Origin of the sequence: Aeromonas salmonicida, assembly GCF_028355655.1 — a bacterium.
Taxonomy (GTDB): Bacteria; Pseudomonadota; Gammaproteobacteria; order Enterobacterales; family Aeromonadaceae; genus Aeromonas; species Aeromonas salmonicida.
Window position 1 is genome coordinate 387,761 of the sequence record NZ_CP110645.1, and the last position, 19,835, is coordinate 407,595.

Annotated in this window: 17 protein-coding genes and 1 other RNA gene; 16 read left to right on the plus strand and 2 right to left on the minus strand. The window is 59.8% G+C overall.

Going from position 1 to position 19,835, the window contains the following annotated elements:
- Positions 1–6 precede the first annotated feature (6 nt).
- On the minus strand, positions 7–378 hold the full coding sequence (locus ONZ54_RS01945; RefSeq protein WP_165484344.1) for a YraN family protein: 372 nt from the start codon (positions 376–378) through the stop codon (positions 7–9).
- Positions 320–2,107 (minus strand): penicillin-binding protein activator, encoded by a 1,788-nt coding sequence (locus tag ONZ54_RS01950; RefSeq protein WP_271787339.1) that lies wholly within the window; start codon positions 2,105–2,107, stop codon positions 320–322. The genes ONZ54_RS01945 and ONZ54_RS01950 overlap by 59 nt, the downstream gene beginning before the upstream one ends.
- A 199-nt stretch (positions 2,108–2,306) precedes the next feature.
- On the opposite strand from ONZ54_RS01950, the gene rsmI reads away from it, so the two are divergent.
- The 16 genes from rsmI (at position 2,307) to ftsZ (ending at position 19,797) form a co-directional block, all read left to right on the plus strand.
- Positions 2,307–3,140, plus strand: a complete 834-nt coding sequence (rsmI, locus tag ONZ54_RS01955) for a 16S rRNA (cytidine(1402)-2'-O)-methyltransferase (RefSeq protein ID WP_005314319.1) — start codon at positions 2,307–2,309, stop codon at positions 3,138–3,140.
- Between the two features lie 61 nt (positions 3,141–3,201).
- Positions 3,202–3,588, plus strand: an RNA gene (gene rnpB, locus ONZ54_RS01960) — RNase P RNA component class A.
- Between the two features lie 448 nt (positions 3,589–4,036).
- A complete protein-coding gene (gene mraZ, locus ONZ54_RS01965) occupies positions 4,037–4,495 on the plus strand; it encodes a division/cell wall cluster transcriptional repressor MraZ (protein WP_021140324.1) in 459 nt (152 codons plus the stop codon).
- Entirely contained in the window at positions 4,496–5,434 is a 939-nt protein-coding gene (rsmH, locus tag ONZ54_RS01970; protein WP_271787340.1) for a 16S rRNA (cytosine(1402)-N(4))-methyltransferase RsmH, read from the plus strand. It begins immediately after the preceding gene.
- Between the two features lie 3 nt (positions 5,435–5,437).
- On the plus strand, positions 5,438–5,752 hold the full coding sequence (gene ftsL / locus ONZ54_RS01975) for a cell division protein FtsL (RefSeq protein WP_005314205.1): 315 nt from the start codon (positions 5,438–5,440) through the stop codon (positions 5,750–5,752).
- Entirely contained in the window at positions 5,749–7,503 is a 1,755-nt protein-coding gene (locus tag ONZ54_RS01980) for a peptidoglycan glycosyltransferase FtsI (RefSeq protein WP_005314203.1), read from the plus strand. Before ftsL ends, ONZ54_RS01980 begins: the two co-directional genes overlap by 4 nt.
- A 98-nt stretch (positions 7,504–7,601) precedes the next feature.
- Positions 7,602–9,086, plus strand: coding sequence for a UDP-N-acetylmuramoyl-L-alanyl-D-glutamate--2,6-diaminopimelate ligase (gene murE / locus ONZ54_RS01985; protein ID WP_271787341.1), 1,485 nt, complete (start codon positions 7,602–7,604; stop codon positions 9,084–9,086).
- The gene (gene murF / locus ONZ54_RS01990) at positions 9,083–10,438 is read left to right on the plus strand and encodes a UDP-N-acetylmuramoyl-tripeptide--D-alanyl-D-alanine ligase (RefSeq protein ID WP_271787342.1); all 1,356 of its coding nucleotides are present in this window, start codon (positions 9,083–9,085) and stop codon (positions 10,436–10,438) included. Before murE ends, murF begins: the two co-directional genes overlap by 4 nt.
- Complete coding sequence (gene mraY, locus ONZ54_RS01995; RefSeq protein WP_005314196.1) at positions 10,432–11,514, plus strand: phospho-N-acetylmuramoyl-pentapeptide-transferase; 1,083 nt, start codon at positions 10,432–10,434, stop codon at positions 11,512–11,514. The genes murF and mraY overlap by 7 nt, the downstream gene beginning before the upstream one ends.
- Positions 11,515–11,517: 3 nt before the next feature.
- Positions 11,518–12,801: a UDP-N-acetylmuramoyl-L-alanine--D-glutamate ligase gene (murD, locus tag ONZ54_RS02000; protein ID WP_169046908.1), complete on the plus strand. Its 1,284-nt coding sequence runs from the start codon at positions 11,518–11,520 to the stop codon at positions 12,799–12,801.
- On the plus strand, positions 12,798–13,982 hold the full coding sequence (gene ftsW / locus ONZ54_RS02005; RefSeq protein WP_005314192.1) for a cell division protein FtsW: 1,185 nt from the start codon (positions 12,798–12,800) through the stop codon (positions 13,980–13,982). The genes murD and ftsW overlap by 4 nt, the downstream gene beginning before the upstream one ends.
- Positions 13,979–15,064: an undecaprenyldiphospho-muramoylpentapeptide beta-N-acetylglucosaminyltransferase gene (murG, locus tag ONZ54_RS02010; protein ID WP_058394595.1), complete on the plus strand. Its 1,086-nt coding sequence runs from the start codon at positions 13,979–13,981 to the stop codon at positions 15,062–15,064. The genes ftsW and murG overlap by 4 nt, the downstream gene beginning before the upstream one ends.
- Positions 15,061–16,515: a UDP-N-acetylmuramate--L-alanine ligase gene (gene murC, locus ONZ54_RS02015; protein ID WP_271787343.1), complete on the plus strand. Its 1,455-nt coding sequence runs from the start codon at positions 15,061–15,063 to the stop codon at positions 16,513–16,515. Before murG ends, murC begins: the two co-directional genes overlap by 4 nt.
- Positions 16,516–16,612: 97 nt before the next feature.
- Positions 16,613–17,365, plus strand: a complete 753-nt coding sequence (locus ONZ54_RS02020; protein WP_058394593.1) for a cell division protein FtsQ/DivIB — start codon at positions 16,613–16,615, stop codon at positions 17,363–17,365.
- Positions 17,346–18,605, plus strand: coding sequence for a cell division protein FtsA (gene ftsA, locus ONZ54_RS02025; protein ID WP_005314183.1), 1,260 nt, complete (start codon positions 17,346–17,348; stop codon positions 18,603–18,605). Before ONZ54_RS02020 ends, ftsA begins: the two co-directional genes overlap by 20 nt.
- A gap of 40 nt (positions 18,606–18,645) precedes the next feature.
- Entirely contained in the window at positions 18,646–19,797 is a 1,152-nt protein-coding gene (gene ftsZ / locus ONZ54_RS02030) for a cell division protein FtsZ (RefSeq protein WP_005305686.1), read from the plus strand.
- Positions 19,798–19,835 lie beyond the last annotated feature (38 nt).

Genomic DNA, 19,835 nt, shown 5'->3' on the forward strand with positions numbered 1-19,835 from the left:
GTCCTCTTAAAATGCGTTCTGGATCCAGTTTGGCTGGTCATCCTCAAACGCGATCACATCGAATCGGCAGGCCTGACTGGCCTCGTTGATGGCATGTTGCGTTAAATAGTGGCGCGCTGCCAGCACGATCTTGTGCTGTTTGCGCGGGGTGACAGAGCTGGCGGCCCCGCCATGGCTGGCATGAGCGCGGTATCTGACCTCAACAAACACCAGGGTATTCCCCTGGCGCATGATGAGATCGATTTCGCCGCCGCGGCAGCGGTAGTTGCGAGTCACGGGTTGCAGGCCGCGAGCCTGCAACCAACGTTCCGCTACTTGCTCAAAGTGTTGTCCCTTGCTCGTCGGTGACGGAAACAGGTTTTGCCACTGCTGGCTCATCCGTGCCAATAGATCCTTCATTGGGGGCTCCCTCAAGCTGAGGTGCTGCACTGTCGCTGACCAGTGCACCATTCTGGTAGGTGGCCCAATCCAGTACCCGCACAATGTTGCCATTGGCATCCACGCTCAGCTGTCCGCTCATGCCTGGTTGCTGCATGGCATTGACCTTGCGCATCTGCTGCAGGTTTTCTGCCAGGCTGACGGCATCGTAGCCCAGTGCGAACAGGCGCATCAGGTCACCCTGGGTCTGCGGCCAGAGCAGTGCGATCTGCTCCCGTTGCTGCTCGTAGCCACCCAGCAGCAGCGGCATGTCTGAGATGTGCATACCATTGAGCTCGGAAGCGACCTCTGTGGTGGCGCTGTCGTAGCTGCGTGAGCTGCTGTAGATGGGCAGGCTGCCCATGGGATTGACCGAGATGTCCACGTAGGGCTTGATCATCCGGGTCTCCAGGCTATTGGCGACCACGTAGACCACATCTATGCTGCGTGGCGCGGCTGCCGATAGTTGTACCACCTCCCCGGCCCGTGCGGTCGAGCGACCACTCAGAGCATTCTTGACCATGCCCTGCACTTCGTTACGAGCACCAAAGGTGGCCACGACCGGCTTGTCCTGACTCACTGTGGCCCACGCCTGCTCGAATGCCTTGATACTGCTGTAGCCAATTCGGCCCTGGGCAGCGATCAGCAGCGGTTTTCGGTAACCCTGACCGTAGAGATATTGCGCGGCCTGGGTCGCGTCGGCGGCAGCCGAGAGGGAGAAGTAGAAGGTGCTATCGTTGACGATAGGTTTGTCCAACTCGTTCAGCGCCAGCACGGGCACGGTCGGATTGGCCTTGAGCAGCTCCTCGACTCTGTCCTTGAGCAGCGGGCCAATGATCATGTTGGCCCCTTCCTGAATGGCTTGCTTGTAGAGTTCGCCCATCGCCTTGGTCTGGGTATCGTAGAAGTTCAGGGTAAATTGGCTCTGATTCTCCTTGTAAGACATCAACATACCGTTGCGAATGGCGGCGCCCTGCGGCTCGAGATTGCCCGAGAGCGGCAGGAAAACGGCGATCTGCTGCAGCGCATTGATGTGGCTGGTGGCGAGATCCCCCAGACCGGCCGGCATGTCTTTCTGGGCCGGGTGGTCAGAGAAAGCCTGTTTCCATCCTGCCAGCTGACGGGCCAGCTGACTGGGCTGGGCACCAAACTCGTTAACCAGTGCCGCCAGTCGCAGCCAACCTGTGGTCACGTCAGGGGCTGGTGCCTCTTCCAGTGCCTGCAAGGTGGAGGGTGTCATGCTTTTGAGCAGAGACCAGATTTGCTGATGGTTGGTCGCCAGCTCATTCTGGGCCAGATAGGGCTCCATCAAGATCAGTGACTTGGCTGCACCAAACTTGTTGTTGATATCCAGCTGCAGCACTACCCGCTGGCGATACCAATTTTTCTGCGTATCGGCATCCAGCGGCACGTCCGGTTTGCCCTCCAGCAGGATCAGCGCCTGGTTGGCGTTGCCCTGGGCGAGCAACAGATGTGCCTGCAACAGTTGCAGCTGTGCTTTCTGCTCCGCACTCTGGGCCTGCTTCTGTAGTTGCTGGTATAGCGCCGATGCCGGCTTGGCCTGGCCGAGCGCCAAGTAGCTGCGTGCCGCCATCACCTGCCAGGTAAAGGCTTCGGCAGGTTTGACAGGATCCACCTGCTCCAGATACCACTGGGCATTTTTGGTCAGATCCGAGAAGGCCGACGGCATACCTGGCTGCCCGGAAGGTTGATTGGGCCCCGACGCACAGGCGGCGAGCAGTGCTGCCGCGAGTATGATGCCGAAGAGTCGTGATACACTTAGCTGCTTTGTAACCCGGTTCAAGTTCATTCCCCGACCAGTGTTGAAGTTCCCCATAGTGTAAACGGGCCAATATGGCGACACAATTGTCGGGACACTCGGAGATCCCATGAGTGACATCCCAACCCTGTATATAGTCCCCACTCCGATCGGTAATCTGGCGGACATTACCCAGCGTGCATTGGACATTTTACGCAGTGTCGATCTGGTGGCTGCCGAGGATACGCGTCATACCGGTATCCTGCTGAGCCACTACCAAATTTCGGTACCCACCTTCGCGCTGCACGATCATAACGAGCAGCAGAAAGCCGATGTGCTGATCGGCCGGATCAAGGAAGGCAAGACCGTAGCCCTGGTCTCCGATGCGGGGACTCCGCTCATCAGCGACCCAGGCTACCACTTGGTCACCCGCTGTCGCGAAGCAGGCGTCAAGGTGGTACCACTGCCTGGTCCTTGTGCCGCCATCACGGCCCTGAGCGCAGCCGGTTTGCCGACCGACCGCTTCGCCTTCGAAGGATTTTTGCCCGCCAAAAGCAAAGGGCGTGATGACAGATTGCAGGCCGTGATCGAAGACACCCGCTCACTGGTATTTTATGAATCCCCACGTCGGGTGCAGGATACGGTAGAAGCGATTGCTCGCATTCTGGGGGAGCGTCAGGTGGTGGTGTGTCGCGAATTGACCAAGACCTTCGAATCCATCCATGGTCTGCCCGCTTCCGAGATGCTGACCTGGCTTGGTCAGGATGATAACCGCTGCCGTGGCGAGATAGTGCTGGTGGTCGCAGGAGCCAGCAAAACGGAAGAAGAGCTGCCTGCCGAGGCGATCCGTACTCTGGGGTTGCTGGTGACCGAGTTGCCACTGAAAAAGGCGGCCGCCCTGACCGCTGAGATCCATGGTGTGAAGAAAAATGCCCTCTACAAGTACGGATTAGAGCACTATTAATTGCTGTAAACGGGAATTGCCGGTTTACCCCACAGTGTCACGAGGCTATAATCCGCGCCTCGGAGTCGGCTGGGCAATCGCTGCTTCGTCGTTGTGTCCCTCGGGACAGACGGGCGGAGGGGAGGAAAGTCCGGGCTTCATAGGGCAGGGTGCCAGGTAACGCCTGGGGGGCGTGAGCCCACGACCAGTGCAACAGAGAGCAAACCGCCGATGGCCCGCAAGGGATCAGGTAAGGGTGAAAGGGTGCGGTAAGAGCGCACCGCGCGTCTGGTAACAGTTCGTGGCACGGTAAACTCCACCCGAAGCAAGACCAAATAGGCCCCTATTGGCGCGGCCCGCGTTGGGGGCGGGTAGGTTGCTTGAGCCAGCGAGCGATTGCTGGCCTAGAGGAATGATTGCTACCCGGGGCAACCCGGTACAGAACCCGGCTTACAGGCCGACTCCGAACTCATTCCGAAGAGCCCCACGATTTATCGTGGGGCTCTTTTTTATTTTTGGAGAGATATTGTCCTGTTTGAGCCGTGATATTTTTTGATAAATGATTTTTCACCCAAACTATTCTTTATAAATCATATTGTTATGGTTCATCTGTGTGCAGCGTGAGCGTTGTTTGTCGTTGGGCCAACGAGAGATGACACAGGAGTGTCTTATTCGTTCAACTTGTTTATTTTTTAATTGATTTCAATTAATCATATCGCTGTTAACACAAATAACCTGTGGAAAATCAACTCATTTAATCCTTAGTGACCAAACGCTGCGTCAATATGTTCCCCATGCCCGATATCCTCGCTTGAAAAGCCCTCAGCACGTCCTTAAACTTCAAGGTGGGGAAAAGTGGATCAAAGTGGTTTTTATCGGGCGATTTGCCCCCTTAACTCATTTTCAGGGACTGCAATTTGTTGCGTGGTGCACATGCCATCAGCCTGGACAGTAAAGGGCGACTGGCGATTCCGACCAAGTACCGTGATTGGCTGCGCGACGAAAGCGACGGCCAGCTGGTCTGCACCATAGATATTGCCCATCCTTGTCTGCTGCTTTACCCCCTGAACGAATGGGAAGAGATCGAGCGCAAGCTCAAGATGCTTTCCAGCATGAATCCCGTAGAACGCCGCTTGCAGCGGTTGTTGCTCGGCCATGCGACCGAATGCGAGCTGGACGGCAATGGCCGTCTGCTGCTCAGCCAGCCACTGCGCAGCCACGCAGGGCTGGACAAGAAGATCATGCTGGTGGGCCAGCTCAACAAGTTTGAGCTGTGGGATGAAGCCCGCTGGCAACAACAGGTCAATGATGACATTCAGGGCCTGCCTGAGGATGACTGGGCAAGCTCGCCACGACTACAGGATTTTTCTTTATAAATGACCCAAGCCGCTGAACACATCACAGTGCTGTTGCACGAAGCCGTTGAAGGGCTGGCCATCAAGCCGGACGGCATCTACGTGGACGGTACTTTTGGCCGTGGTGGTCACTCTCGTCTCATTCTCCAGCACCTTGGCCCCAATGGCCGGTTGATCGCCATCGATCGGGATCCCCAGGCCATTGCCGAGGCGGCCAAGATCCAGGATCCGCGTTTTGAAATAGTGCATGGTCCCTTCTCCGGTATCGTTTCCTATCTGGATGAGCGCGGTTTGCTGGGCAAAGTGGATGGCTTCCTGCTGGATCTCGGTGTCTCTTCACCCCAGCTGGATGATGCCGAACGTGGTTTCAGTTTCATGAAGGACGGCCCGCTCGACATGCGCATGGATCCCACCTCCGGCCAGAGTGCCGCGCAGTGGCTGGCCCGTGCCGATGTAGATGACATTGCCTGGGTCTTGAAGACCTTCGGCGAGGAGCGCTTTGCCAAGAAGATAGCCCGCGCCATCGTCTACGATCGGGTCACCGAACCCTACGTACGCACCCGCCAGCTGGCTGAGATGATTGCCCGGGTCAATCCGAGCAAGGAGAAGGGCAAGCATGCCGCCACACGCAGCTTCCAGGCGATCCGTATCTATATCAACAGCGAACTGGATGAGATAGAGACAGCGCTGGACGGTGCCCTGCAGGCGTTGGCACCAGAAGGGCGCCTCTCCGTCATCAGCTTCCACTCGCTGGAAGACCGGCTGGTGAAACACTTCATCCGCAAGCACGAGAAAGGCCCCGAAGTGCCGCGCGGTATCCCCTTGACCGAAGCTCAACTGGCCGGTGGTCGCAAATTGAAGTCGGTCGGCAAGGCGCTCAAGCCTTCCGAGCATGAAGTCACCGAAAACAGCCGATCCCGCAGCTCTGTGCTGCGGGTCGCCCAGCGTCTGGCGGAGTAAGCCATGAGCGAGGTGCGTGTTCATCTGGCCAAAGAGATCCTCGCTGATCTCTGGCGGCACAAGTTGCCGGTTGTACTGGCCTTTGCCGTGCTGATCACCGCCTTTGGCGTGATCCTGGTGACCAACATGACTCGCGGTCTGACAGCCAAGCAGAACGATCTGATGGCCGAGGAGGATCGACTCAACATCGAATGGCGCCACCTGCTGCTGGAACAGGGCACCCTGGCTGAGCATTCCCGAGTGGCGAGTCTGGCCATGGACAAGTTGCAGATGGCTCGCCCGCTGGTGACCACCGAGAAGGTAATTACACAACCATGAAACGCAAGGCATCTGCCAAGACTCCACCCAAAGCCAAAGCGCCGTCACTCTATCCGTGGCGCTTTCGCACGCTGGTGTTCTTTATCGGCATTGCGTTTGCCGGCCTGATACTGCGGCTGGCCTGGATCCAGGTAATTGACCCGGATCGACTGCGCCAGGAAGGGGATATGCGTTCCCTGCGAACCACTTCTACCCAGGCTGTGCGTGGCATGATCACGGATCGCAATGGCGAACAGCTGGCGGTGTCAGTACCGGTAGAAGCGGTCTGGGCCGACCCCAAAACCGTGCACGAATCTGGCGCCATCCATAATGAGCGCGCCTGGCTCGCGCTCTCTGCCGTGCTCAAGCTTGACATCAATACCCTCAAGCACCGCATCTCCAACCCGAGCAAGCGCTTCGTCTACCTGCAGCGGCAGGTGACACCGGCAGTGGCGGAATACATCAAGGGCCTCAAGCTGGGCGGCATTTATCTGCGTCCCGAGGCGCGTCGCTTCTACCCGACCGGCGAGATCAGCGCCCATCTGGTGGGGGTCACCAACATAGATGGCAGTGGCATCGAGGGGATCGAGCGCAGCTACAACGAGTGGTTGACGGCGACGCCGGGCGAGATGCGGGTGCGCAAAGACCGCCAGGGCAGGGTCATAGAGCGACTCGGGCTGGTCAAAGAGGGCAAGAACGCCAACGATCTGCAGCTGAGCATCGATCAGCGGGTACAGGCGCTCGCCTATCGTGCCCTCAAGCATGCCACCGACGAGAACAAGGCGACGTCCGGCTCCATGGTGATGCTGGATATCAAGACCGGCGAGGTGCTCGCCATGGTCAACACCCCCTCCTACAACCCGAACAACCGCGGTCAGTACCAGAGTTTCCGGGTGCGCAATCGGGTAGTGACAGATACCTATGAGCCGGGTTCGACCATCAAGCCCCTGATCTTGTTGAGCGCCCTGCAGGCGGGTGTCACCAGCTGGAAGGACATTATCCCGGGTGGGCCCCTGTTTATCGGGGCCAAGCAGATCCGCGACGTGAGTATCCACAAAGCGACCAACCTGTATGACATATTGCGCTACTCCTCCAACATCGGTATGTCGCGCATCGCGCTGCGGATGCCGGCGCAGGAGATGATCAATACCCTCAGCATGGTCGGCTTCGGCATGGACACGGGCAGTGGTCTGATGGGCGAGAGCAGCGGCATGCTGCCCCAGCGCCGCCGCTGGTCCGATATCGAGCGAGCAACCCTCTCTTTTGGCTATGGTCTGCGGGTCACCCCGCTGCAACTTGCGTCTGCCTATGCCACTCTGGCCAACAAGGGCAAGCGGGTGCCGCTTTCCATCGTCAAGGTAACCACGCCGCCCAAGGGTGAACAGGTCATCGACCACAACAATGCCACCGCCATGCTGCAGGCGCTGGAGTATGTGGTCAGCAATGCCATCCCGAAAGCACAGATCCCTGGCTATCGGGTTGGCGGCAAGAGTGGTACCGCCAAAGTCGCCGTCGCCGGCGGTTACGGCAAGGACTACATGGCCTGGTTTGCCGGTTTCGCCCCAGCCAGCAATCCCCGTTTCGTCATGGTGGTGGTGATCAACGAGCCAAAGGGCAGCGCTTACTATGGCGGTGCCGTGGCGACGCCACCGTTTGCCGAAGCCATGGGTGGGGTGCTGCAACTTTTCAATATTCGTCCCGATGCGATACCGCCTTCGGTACCGCCCAAGCTTGCCCGTACGGAGGCCACCCATGCTGCGCCACGTACTTGATCTGCTGCATTCCTTGTTTGTTCCTGTTGTTCTCGGGGCTTTTTCCATGTCGCTTTACCGTTTGAGCACCCGCCTTCTCGCCTGTACGGAGGCTTCCCATGTTGCACCGCGCACTTGATTCACTGCTGCGCCCCTTCGGCATCAATGCTCCGGCACTCAGCCTCACCGATATCCAGCTGGACAGTCGGCGGGTCGGGCCAGGCTGTCTCTTTATCGCTATCCGCGGGCATCAGATGGATGGCAGACGGTTTATCGAACAGGCGGTGGCTCAGGGAGCGACCGCCGTCGTGTTTGAGGAGGACGGGGAATTTGTCGCGCCGCCTCTGACCATTCCCTGCATCGGGATTCGTGATCTGCCAGCCAGGCTCTCCGAGCTGGCTGGCTATTTTTACGGGCAACCAGCCAACAAGCTGGATCTGGTGGGCATCACTGGTACCAACGGCAAGAGCACCACTGCTCTGCTGGTTGCCAACTGGCGCACTCTGCTGGGTGGCAAGGCCGGTGTGATGGGCACCATAGGCAATGGTCTGTTCGGTGAGCTGGTTGAAGCAGAAAATACCACCGGCAGTGCCGTGCAGGTGCAGGCCAATCTTGCGAGCCTGCAACAGCAGGGCGCGGATCTGGTAGCGATGGAGGTGTCCAGCCATGGTCTGGTACAGCATCGCGTTGCGGCGCTGCCGTTTGCTGCCGCCGTTTTCACCAACCTGAGCCGGGATCATCTGGACTACCACGGCACAATGGAAGCCTATGGCGCCGCCAAGGAAGAGCTGCTCAAACTGGTCGATGAACCCTGCGCCGTCATCAATGCCGATGACCGGCTGGGGTGCCAGTGGCTGGCGGCCTATCCTGGCGCGGTGGCATTCAGCGTAAACGGCCCGATTGCAGACCATCCGGGTCGACAGCTGACGGCGCAGGATCCCTACTTCCACCAACAAGGTTTTCGCACACGGATTAACTCCAGTTGGGGGAATGGTGTATTATCCGCCCCCTTGCTCGGGCGCTTCAACGTCAGCAATGTGCTGGCCGCCATGGGCGCCATGCTGGTGCTCGGTTATGACTTCAACGTGCTGCTGGCAACTGCGCCTCAATTGCAGCCGGTGACCGGTCGCATGGAGTGCTTCGGTGGCGGCAATGCACCGCTCGCCGTGGTCGATTATGCCCATACCCCGGACGCGCTGGAGAAGGCGTTGCAAGCCCTGCGGGTGCACTGCGAAGGTCAGCTCTGGTGCCTGGTCGGGTGCGGTGGCGACCGGGATCGCGGCAAGCGCCCCATGATGGCGGCCATGGCAGAGCAGCATGCGGATCGCGTGATCCTCACCGACGACAACCCCCGTACCGAGGAGTCAGCCCAGATCATGGCGGACATGGTGGCGGGCCTTCGCGATCCTGCTGCCGTGCAGATCGAGCACGACAGGGTCAAGGCGATTGCACTGGCCCTCAGTCAGGCGAGCAAACAGGACATCATCCTGGTGGCCGGTAAGGGCCACGAGGATTATCAGATCATTGGAACCGACAAGCGGCACTACAGCGACCGGGAAACCGTCGCCGCCGCCTTGCACACATTATTGGAGTCATTCACATGATGACCCTCAGGCTTGCCGACCTGGCGCAGGTGCTCGATGCGCGTCTGATTGGTGAAGACGGCGAGATCACGACTGTCAGTACCGATACCCGCACCTTGGGGAAGGGCGCCTTGTTTGTTGCACTGCGCGGTGAGCGTTTTGATGCCCACGATTTTTGCGAGCAGGCCGTTGCCGCAGGGGCGTCTGCCCTGCTGGTGGAGCGCGAGCTGCCATTGGCCATTCCACAGCTTGTCGTGACCGACAGCCTCAAGGGGTTGGGCCGCCTCGGCAAGCTGGTGCGCGAGCGCATCAACCCGAAAGTGCTGGCCATCACCGGCAGCTGCGGCAAGACCACGGTGAAAGAGATGGCGACCGCCATCCTGCGTCATGAAGGCGAGGTGCTGGCCACCGCCGGCAACTTCAACAATGAAGTGGGCGTGCCGCTGACCCTGCTGCGGCTTGAGCCACAACACAAGTTTGCGGTGATGGAGCTGGGTGCCAACCATCCGGGCGAGATCGCTTGGACCACCTCACTGGCCCGACCCGACGCCGCCCTCATCAACAACGTGGCGGCGGCCCATCTGGAGGGCTTCGGCTCCCTTGAGGGTGTCTTTCACGCCAAGAGCGAGATTTTTGAAGGTCTGAGCGAGCAGGGAACCGCCATCGTCAACGCCGATAGCGCCTTCTGGCCCAAGTGGCAGGCAGCTGGGATCCACTGTGCCTTCTCCATCGAGGATCAGAACCAGCCTTTCCATGCCCGTGGCATAGCGCTCAACGGGCAGGGCTGCGCCGAATTCGTGATGGTGACGCCGAATGGGGAATTGAGCCTGACTCTGGCCATTCCAGGTCGCCACAACGTGGCCAATGCCCTGGCTGCTGCCGCAGGCTGTCTGGCGCTCGGAGCTTCGCTTGCCTCCGTCAAGGCGGGGCTGGAGCAGATGGCGCCGGTCAAGGGACGCTTTTGCGTACAGCGCTGGGGTGGTCTCACTCTGGTGGATGACACCTATAACGCCAGCGTGGAATCCGTGCTGGCGGGTATCGATGCCCTGACTGCCATGGGCGGCTACAAGGTGTTGGTATTCGGTGACATGAAGGAGTTGGGTGAGGAGTCTGCCGAGCAACACGCCAGGGTCGGACGCCATGCCAGTGAGTGCGGTCTGGACGCCGTGCTGACAGTAGGGGAACAGAGTCGCCACACCGCAGATGCCGCGGCTGGTCGACATTTCGATAACAAGGCGTCGTTGTTTGAAGTGCTTGCGCAAATGATAAATACACATCAAGAAATTTCGATTCTGGTCAAAGGTGCCCGCGGCTCCCGCATGGAAGATATCGTCAAGATGGTCGTTGACCGTCAGGAGTCAGCCACATGCTAGTCTGGCTGGCGGAACTGCTCACCCCGCACTTCACCTTCTTCAACGTCTTCTCCTACCTGACGTTTCGGGCCATTTTGTCGATCATCACGGGTCTGGTGGTGGCGCTCTGGATGGGGCCTCACCTCATCCGTCGCCTGCAGATCCTGAAATTCGGCCAGGTGATCCGCAACGACGGCCCCGAATCTCATCTGAGCAAACGGGGCACCCCGACCATGGGGGGGCTGATGATCATCGCGGCCATCTTCATCTCTGTGCTGCTCTGGAGCCGTCTCGACAACCCCTATGTCTGGCTGGTGCTGTTCGTGCTCGGTGCCTACGGTGCCATCGGCTTTGCCGATGACTACCTCAAGGTGGTGCGCAAGAATACCGACGGCCTGATCGCCCGCTGGAAGTACTTCTGGCAATCCGCCGTTGCGCTGCTGGTGGCTGTGTTCCTCTATACCACGGCCACCCACGACGGCCAGACCCAGCTGGTGGTGCCCTTCCTCAAGGATGTGATGCCGCAGCTGGGACTGATGTTCATAGTGCTGACCTACTTCGTCATCGTCGGCACCTCCAACGCTGTCAATCTGACGGATGGTCTGGATGGTCTGGCCATCATGCCGACCGTGATGGTGGCAGGAGGCTTTGCCCTGATCGCCTGGGCGACCGGTAACGTCAACTTCGCCAACTACCTGCATATTCCCTACGTGCCCTATACCTCCGAGCTGGTGATCGTCTGTACCGCCATCGTCGGTGCGGGCCTGGGCTTCCTCTGGTTCAACACCTATCCGGCCCAGGTCTTCATGGGGGACGTCGGTTCCCTGGCCCTCGGCGGCGCGCTTGGCACCATAGCCGTGCTGGTGCGCCAGGAGTTTCTGCTGGTGATCATGGGGGGGGTCTTCGTGATGGAGACCGTCTCCGTGATACTGCAGGTGGGATCCTACAAGCTGCGCGGCGTGCGCATCTTCCGCATGGCGCCAATCCATCACCATTATGAGAAGAAAGGCTGGCCGGAGCCGCGCGTTATCGTGCGTTTCTGGATCATCACTCTCATGCTGGTGCTGCTTGGCCTCGCCACCTTGAAGGTGAGGTAAGCCATGGTCATCATCATCGGACTCGGTAAAACCGGACTCTCCTGCGTCGACTACTTCCTCGGCCGTGGCGTCACGCCTCTGGTGATGGATACCCGCGCCAATCCACCTGGCAAGGATCAACTGCCCGCCGAGGTAGAACTGATCCATGGGCTGGATGGCGATCTGCTCAAGCAGGCGCACATGATAGTGGCGAGCCCAGGCATTGCCCTGGCAACTCCCGAACTGAAAGCTGCGGCCGAGTTCGGGGTGAGTATCGTTGGTGATATCGAGCTGTTCGTGCGCGAGACACAGGTGCCGGTGATCGCCATCACGGGTTCCAACGGCAAGAGCACAGTCACCACCCTGGTCGGCGAGATGATTGCCGAGGCCGGCCTCAAGGTTGGCGTTGGTGGCAACATAGGCACGCCAGCGCTGGAGCTGCTCAAGCAGCCGATGGATCTCTGCGTGCTGGAGCTTTCCAGCTTCCAGCTGGAGACCACCCACAGCCTGCGTGCCGCCGCCTCCGTGGTGCTGAACCTGTCTGAAGACCATATGGATCGTTATCAGGGCATGGCCGATTACCGCGCCGCCAAGATGGAGATCCACCAGCATTCCAAACACATTCTGGTCAACCGGGACGATGCCCAGACCCAGCCCGACGTGGGTCAGGTATGGCAGAGCTTCGGTCTCGACTGCAACGGCTATGGCCGCTGCCTGCTGGATGGCCGCCACTGGTTGACCCTGCACGGTGAGCCGCTGCTCCCCGTGGACGAAATGAAGATCGTCGGTGCCCACAATCAGGCGAATGCTCTGGCCGCCATGGCCCTGTGCGATGCGGTGGGCATTCCCCGCGAGCCGCAACTCGCCGTGCTGCGCCGTTTTGAAGGTCTGCCCCACCGTGCCCGCTTCGTGCGGGAGGTGAACGGAGTGCGCTGGATCAACGATTCCAAGGCCACCAATGTGGGCGCCACTCTGGCTGCTGTGGCCGGTGTGCGGGAAGCGGTCAAGGGGCGCCTGTTGCTGCTGGCCGGTGGTCAGGGCAAGGGACAGGATTTTGGTCCGCTGCAGGCACTGCTTGGTCACCAGATCGATCACATGTATTGCTTCGGTCAGGATGCCGACATACTGCTCGCCCTCGGTGAGCAGACCGAGCGGGTATCCGACCTCGATGCCGCCGTGGCCAAGGCCGCGGCCGATGCCAGACCGGGTGATTGGGTGTTGCTGGCGCCGGCCTGCGCCAGCCTGGATCAATTCAAGTCGTTCGAAGCCCGTGGCGATCACTTCACCGACATGGTGCTGGCACTATGAGCGCCCTTCGCTCCGTCGCAGGATTGCTGCAACGCTGGTTGTTACCGGCGCGCCCTGCGGGTCTCTACGATCGGCAGCTGGTGGTGCTGGCGCTGGCGTTGATGGCGGTGGGGTTGGTGATAGTGGCCTCGGCCTCGATCCCGGAGGGGATCGCCATTAACAATGATCCCTTCATGTTCGTGAAGCGTCACGGCCTGTTTCTGGTGATGGCTCTTGGCATCTCCTGGTTTGTGCTGCAGGTGCCCATGGCACGCTGGCAGCATTACAACGGCCCCATGCTGGTACTCGCCATCCTGATGCTGGTGCTGGTGTTGCTGGTGGGGCGCAGCGTCAACGGTTCTATCCGCTGGCTGCCCCTTGGCCCCTTCAACCTGCAACCGGCGGAGTTTGGCAAGCTGGCACTGTTTGTCTATCTGGCGGGCTACCTGGTGCGCCGCCAGAGCGAGGTGCGCGAGCGCTTCATCGGTTTCATGAAGCCGATGGCCGTGCTGTTCGTGGTGGCTATCCTGCTGCTGGCCCAGCCTGATCTGGGTTCTGTGGTCGTGATGTTTGTCACCTCTCTGGGGATGTTGTTTCTGGCGGGGGCGCGCCTGGGCCAGTTCATCGGTCTTATCCTGGTGGGGGTGAGCGCCGTGGTGACTCTGGTTATCGCCGAGCCGTACCGGATGCGGCGGGTGACCTCCTTCCTTGACCCCTGGGCCGATCCGTTCGGCAGCGGTTACCAGCTGACCCAGTCGTTGATGGCGTTTGGTCGTGGCAGCTGGTTTGGTGAGGGGCTTGGCAACTCCATCCAGAAGATGGAATACCTGCCGGAGGCCCATACCGACTTCGTGTTTGCGATCCTGGGTGAAGAGCTGGGTTATGCCGGCGTGCTGGGTGCGCTGTTTCTCATTTTTGCGCTCTCGTTCAAGGCGCTCAAGCTGGGTCACCAGGCTCTGGTTGCCGAGCGCTTGTATGAAGGCTATCTGGCCATTGGCATCGGCATCTGGTTCAGCTTCCAGACCTTCGTCAACGTCGGCGCCGCCAGCGGCATGATGCCCACCAAGGGGCTGACCCTGCCGCTGGTCAGTTATGGCGGTTCCAGTCTCATCATCATGATGGTGGCGGTGAGCATGCTGGTTCGTATCGATTTCGAGTTGCGTCAGGCCAGTGCCCAGGCGCGCGTGCGGGAGGTTTCGTGAGCAAGACACTGCTGGTGATGGCAGGCGGTACCGGGGGCCATGTGTTCCCTGGCCTGGCCGTGGCCGATCGCCTCAAGGCCCAGGGCTGGACCATCCACTGGCTCGGCACCGCCGACCGTATGGAGGCCGAGCTGGTGCCCGCCCACGGTTATCCCATCTCCTTTATCGACATTCAGGGAGTGCGTGGCAACGGCATCAAGCGTCTGCTGGCTGCACCCTATCGCATCGTCAAGTCGGTGCTGCAGGCTCGCCGTGTGCTCAAGACCATACGGCCCGACGTTGTGCTCGGCATGGGCGGCTTTGCCTCAGGCCCAGGCGGCGTGGCGGCCTGGCTGTCCGGTATTCCTCTGCTGCTGCACGAACAGAATGCGGCGGCCGGCCTGACCAACAAACTGCTGGCGCGCCTCGCCAAACGGGTGCTGATGGCCTTCCCGGGGGCATTTGCGCCGAGTCGTCGCACCGCTGTGGTGGGCAACCCGGTTCGACCCGAAGTGGTCGCCTTGCCGGATCCGCAGCGAAGCAGCAGCACAGAGCCGCTGCATCTGCTGATCGTCGGTGGCAGCCTGGGAGCCCGGGTGCTCAACGAACAGGTGCCAGCGGCGGTTGCGGCTGCCGGCGTGCCGATTGAAGTGCGTCACCAGTGTGGCAAGGGCAACCGTGAATCTGTCGCACAGGCGTATGCCAAACAGGGCGTCGAGGCCGAGGTGAGCGAGTTTATCAAGGACATGGCCGATGCCTATGCCTGGGCCGATCTGGTGGTGTGTCGCGCGGGGGCCCTGACCGTCTCCGAAGTGGCCGCTGCCGGCGTCGCCGCCATTTTTGTGCCACTGCCCCATGCGGTGGATGATCACCAGACCCGCAACGCCCTGACTCTGGTCGATGGTGGCGCTGCTGAATTCCTGCCCCAATCCGAGCTGACCACGGCCTCTCTGGCTGCGCGTCTCTCCTGGCTTGCCGGGCGCAGGGAAACCCTATTGAACATGGCCCAGGCAGCCCGTCGTGTAGCCATTACCGATGCCGCCGAGCGGGTTGCCGATGAATGCAAGCGACTTGCAGCCGGGCAGAATGAGAGAGAACTATGACCAAGGTTGAACTGGCAAAACTGCGTACCATGATCCCTGAAATGCGTCGGGTGCGTCGCATCCACTTTATCGGCATAGGTGGCGCCGGTATGGGCGGGATCGCCGAGGTGCTTGCCAACGAAGGGTATCAGGTGACCGGTTCTGATCTGGCCCGCAATGCGGTGACTGAGCGACTGGCGTCGCTGGGTGCCCATATCTTCGTGGGGCACAGTGCCGACCACGTGAGCGAGGCGAGCGTGGTGGTGGTCTCTACCGCCATCAAGCAGGATAACCCCGAGTTGCTGGCTGCCCGCGAGTTGCGCATACCCGTGGTGCGCCGCGCCGAGATGCTGGCCGAGCTGATGCGTTTTCGTCATGGTATCGCCATAGCGGGGACGCATGGCAAGACCACCACCACCAGTCTGGTGGCGAGCATCTATGCCGAAGCGGACAGGGATCCGACCTTCGTCATTGGCGGTCTGCTCAACAGCGCCGGTACCAATGCGCGTCTGGGCAGCAGCCGTTACCTGATTGCAGAAGCGGACGAGAGTGATGCCTCCTTCCTGCATCTGCAGCCCATGGTTTCCATCGTGACCAACATCGAAGCGGATCACATGGAAACCTACGGTGGCGACTTTTCCAAGCTGAAGGCCACCTTCATCGACTTTTTGCACAACCTGCCGTTTTACGGTCTGGCCGTGGTGTGTGTGGATGACCCCGTGATCCGTGGCATGTTGCCCGAGATCGCTCGCCCGACCATCACCTACGGTCTGAGCGACGACGCCGATGTACAGGTACTGGACTTCGTGCAGGCCAGCAATCGCAGCTGTTTCCGGGTGCGTCGCAAGGATGCAGGCGAGCTGGCAGTGACCCTGAATCTGCCTGGCATCCACAATGCGCTCAATGCTGCCGCAGCGATTGCTGTCGCTACCGAAGACGGGATCGGCGATGATGCCATCATATGTGCGCTGGCCAAGTTTGAAGGGGTAGGACGCCGCTTCCAGCAATATGGTGAATTCGAGACAGGTCGTGGCAAGGCCATGCTGGTGGATGACTACGGTCACCACCCGAGCGAAGTCAAGGTGACCATCAATGCCGCACGTGCCGGTTGGCCGGACAAGCGCCTGGTCATGGTGTTCCAGCCACACCGCTACACCCGTACCCGCGATCTCTATGAAGACTTCTCGGACGTGCTCTCCAAGGTGGATGTGCTGGTGATGCTGGAAGTCTATGCCGCCGGCGAAGAGCCAATCCCCGGGGCCGATGGTCGAGCCTTGTGCCGCTCCATCCGTTCCCGTGGCAGCCTGGAACCCATCTTTGCCGCTACTCCGGACGATGTTCCTGCGATACTGGCGGACCTGATTGGCGAGGGGGATCTGGTGCTGACCCAGGGGGCCGGGAACGTAGGTGCCTTGTCCCGTCGGCTCAGTGAGATGAAATTGAGCATCGACAGCATGAAATCCGGCGCCTGAGGGCCCAATGAGTATTTTGACCGCCAAGCCGGCGCCTATATAATGGCGAGCCGGTCTGCAAAGGGCCAAAGTGGCGCGTTAAACGGGGAAAGATCGGGTGGAGGCAAGTGCACAAGGGCGCACCAAGGGTGGCTTCATTGCAGGGGTGACATTTTTCATCCTGGTCATGTGGGGTCTCTACCAGACTGCGCTGGATGTTAAAGGTTGGCTGACGGATGCCAACCGGTTGCCCATGAGCGAGCTCTTGCTGCAGGGGCAACACCAGTATTTGCAAACCGACGAGTTGCGTAGCGCCGTGCTGGATGGTGCCGAGCTGCGTAACTTCTTCGAGTTGGACGTTAACGAATTACAGGCGCGGTTGAACGCCTTGCCTTGGGTGGCCCAGGTCTCTGTACGCAAGAAGTGGCCAAACAAGATCAAGGTCTATCTCACCGAACAGGCGGTAGCGGCACGCTGGAATGGCAACCGTTTCGTCAACACCAAGGGTGAGGTGTTCAGTGCGCCGGACAGGGTGAAGACCCCCCTGATGCAGCTATCCGGGCCTGAAGACCAGGCCGCCAAGGTGCTGGAAGCCAGCCGTCAATACGAGGCGCAGCTGGCGGCCAGAGGATACAAGTTGCTGGGGGTGAATCTGACTCCCCGCCATGCCTGGGAATTGACCCTGGATGGCAACATTCAGCTGTTTTTGGGGCGCGCGGATATTGCGCTCCGACTGCAGCGGTTTATCGATGCTTTTCCGGTCATCGAACCCCGTGAGCGGGTTGCTTATGTGGATCTTCGATATGACACCGGAATGGCAGTTGGCTGGAAGAAGAACGAAGAGAAAGTGAATGACCAAAACCGCAGATAGAAATCTGATTGTCGGACTGGATATCGGCACAACCAAGGTGGCGGTTCTGGTCGGCGAAGTGCTGCCAGACGGTGAGCTCAATGTCATCGGCATGGGCAGTCACGCCTCGCGTGGCATGGATAAGGGCGGGGTCAACGATCTCGATTCCGTGGTCAAGTCCCTGCGTCGTGCGGTGGAAGAGGCAGAGATGATGGCCGACTGCCAGATCAGCTCTGTGTATCTGGGGCTGTCCGGCAAGCATATCGATTGCCGCAACGAAACCGGCATGGTGCCCATCTCCGATGAGGAGGTGACCCAGGAGGACGTGGACAACGTCATCCACACCGCCAAGTCGGTACGGTTGTCCGATGAGCTGCGGGTGCTGCATGTGCTGCCCCAGGAGTTTGCCATCGACTACCAGGAAGGGATCAAGAACCCGGTTGGTTTGTCCGGTGTGCGGATGGCGGCCAAGGTGCACCTGATCACCTGCCACAACGACATGGCCCGCAACATTGAAAAATGTGTGGAGAAGGTCGGCTTGCGAGTGGATCAGCTGATCTTCTCCGCGCTGGCTTCCAGCTATGCCGTGCTGACCGAAGACGAGAAAGAGCTGGGTGTCTGCGTGGTGGACATAGGTGGCGGTACCATGGACATGTCGCTGTTTACCGGCGGTGCTCTGCGCCACACCAAGGTGATCCCGTACGCCGGCAGCACAGTGACCAGCGATATCGCCTACGCCTTCGGCACACCGCCGCTTGACGCAGAAGCGATCAAGGTGCGCTATGGCTGTGCCCTCGGCCGTCTGGTCAGCAAGGAAGACAATATTGAAGTACCCAGTGTCGGCGGTCGTCCGGCGCGTAGCCTGCAACGGCAGACACTGGCTGAAGTGATTGAACCCCGTTACACCGAGTTGCTCTCCATGGTGAATGATGAGCTGGTGCGGGTACAAAGCGAGTTGAAAGCGCAGGGGGTCAAGCATCAGCTGGCAGCCGGTGTGGTCTTGACCGGCGGCGCTGCCCAGATCGAAGGCATTGTGGAGTGTGCAGAGCAGATCTTCCAAAGCCAGGTCCGGGTGGGAGAGCCCATGAATATACGGGGATTGAGTGATTATGTGCAGGCACCTGTGTACTCGACCGCGGTCGGGTTGCTGCAGTACGGCCGCACCCATCAATCTTCAGGCAGTAGCAAGGAATATGCCGCCAAGGCAAGCGTAGGTGGGCTGGTCAAACGGGTCAGCAACTGGTTGCGTGGCGAGTTCTAAAAGATTTTGCTGAGTCAGGCAAATAAAGCGGAGAGACAACATGTTTGAATTTATGGATAGCCACACTGACGAAGCCGTCATTAAAGTGATTGGTGTGGGTGGCGGCGGCGGTAACGCAGTCGAGCACATGGTTCGTCAAAACATCGAAGGTGTCGAATTCATTACCGTCAACACCGACGCCCAGGCTCTGCGTAACTCCAGCGCCAACACAACTCTGCAGATCGGTGGTGGCATCACCAAGGGTCTGGGTGCCGGAGCCAATCCGGAAGTGGGTCGTGATGCGGCCATGGAAGACAGGGAAGCGCTGCGTGAGCTGCTGACCGGTTCCGACATGGTGTTCATCGCCGCCGGCATGGGTGGTGGTACCGGTACCGGTGCTGCACCGATCGTGGCCGAAGTGGCCCGCGAGATGGGTATACTGACAGTTGCTGTCGTAACCAAGCCGTTCTCCTTCGAAGGGAAGAAGCGGATGGGCTTCGCCGCCCACGGCATCGAAGAGCTATCCAAGAACGTCGACTCCCTGATCACCATCCCCAACGACAAGTTGCTGAAGGTGCTGGGTCGTGGCATCTCCCTGCTGGACGCCTTCAAGGCAGCCAACGATGTGCTGCTGGGTGCGGTACAGGGGATCGCCGAGCTGATCACCCGTCCTGGCCTGATCAACGTCGACTTCGCGGACGTGCGTACCGTGATGCGTGAAATGGGTACCGCCATGATGGGTACCGGTTCCGCCTCCGGTGATGATCGTGCCGAAGAAGCGGCCGAGAAAGCCATCTCCAGCCCGCTGCTGGAAGACGTGGATCTGGCCGGTGCCCGTGGCATCCTGGTCAACATCACCGCCGGCATGGACATGACCATTGAAGAGTTCGAAACCGTGGGTAACGCGGTCAAGGCCTTCGCTTCCGAGAACGCCACTGTGGTGGTGGGTACCGTAATCGACCCGGAAATGCACGACGAACTGCGTGTGACCGTGGTGGCTACCGGTATCGGTGCCGAGCGCAAGCCCGACATCACGCTCGTAAAAAATAATATGGTACAAGAGCGTCCGGCCCGTCAGCCCCTGATCAGCGAAGCCCTGCAGTCTCGCGTGATGGAAGAGGCCCCGGCCAAGGTGGTCAACGCCGAGCCGCAAGCTCGTCGTGAACCGGATTATCTCGATATTCCTGCATTCCTGCGCAAGCAAGCTGACTAAGCCTCTAATGGCACTAGTTTGTTTGTTGCTTAAGGAAT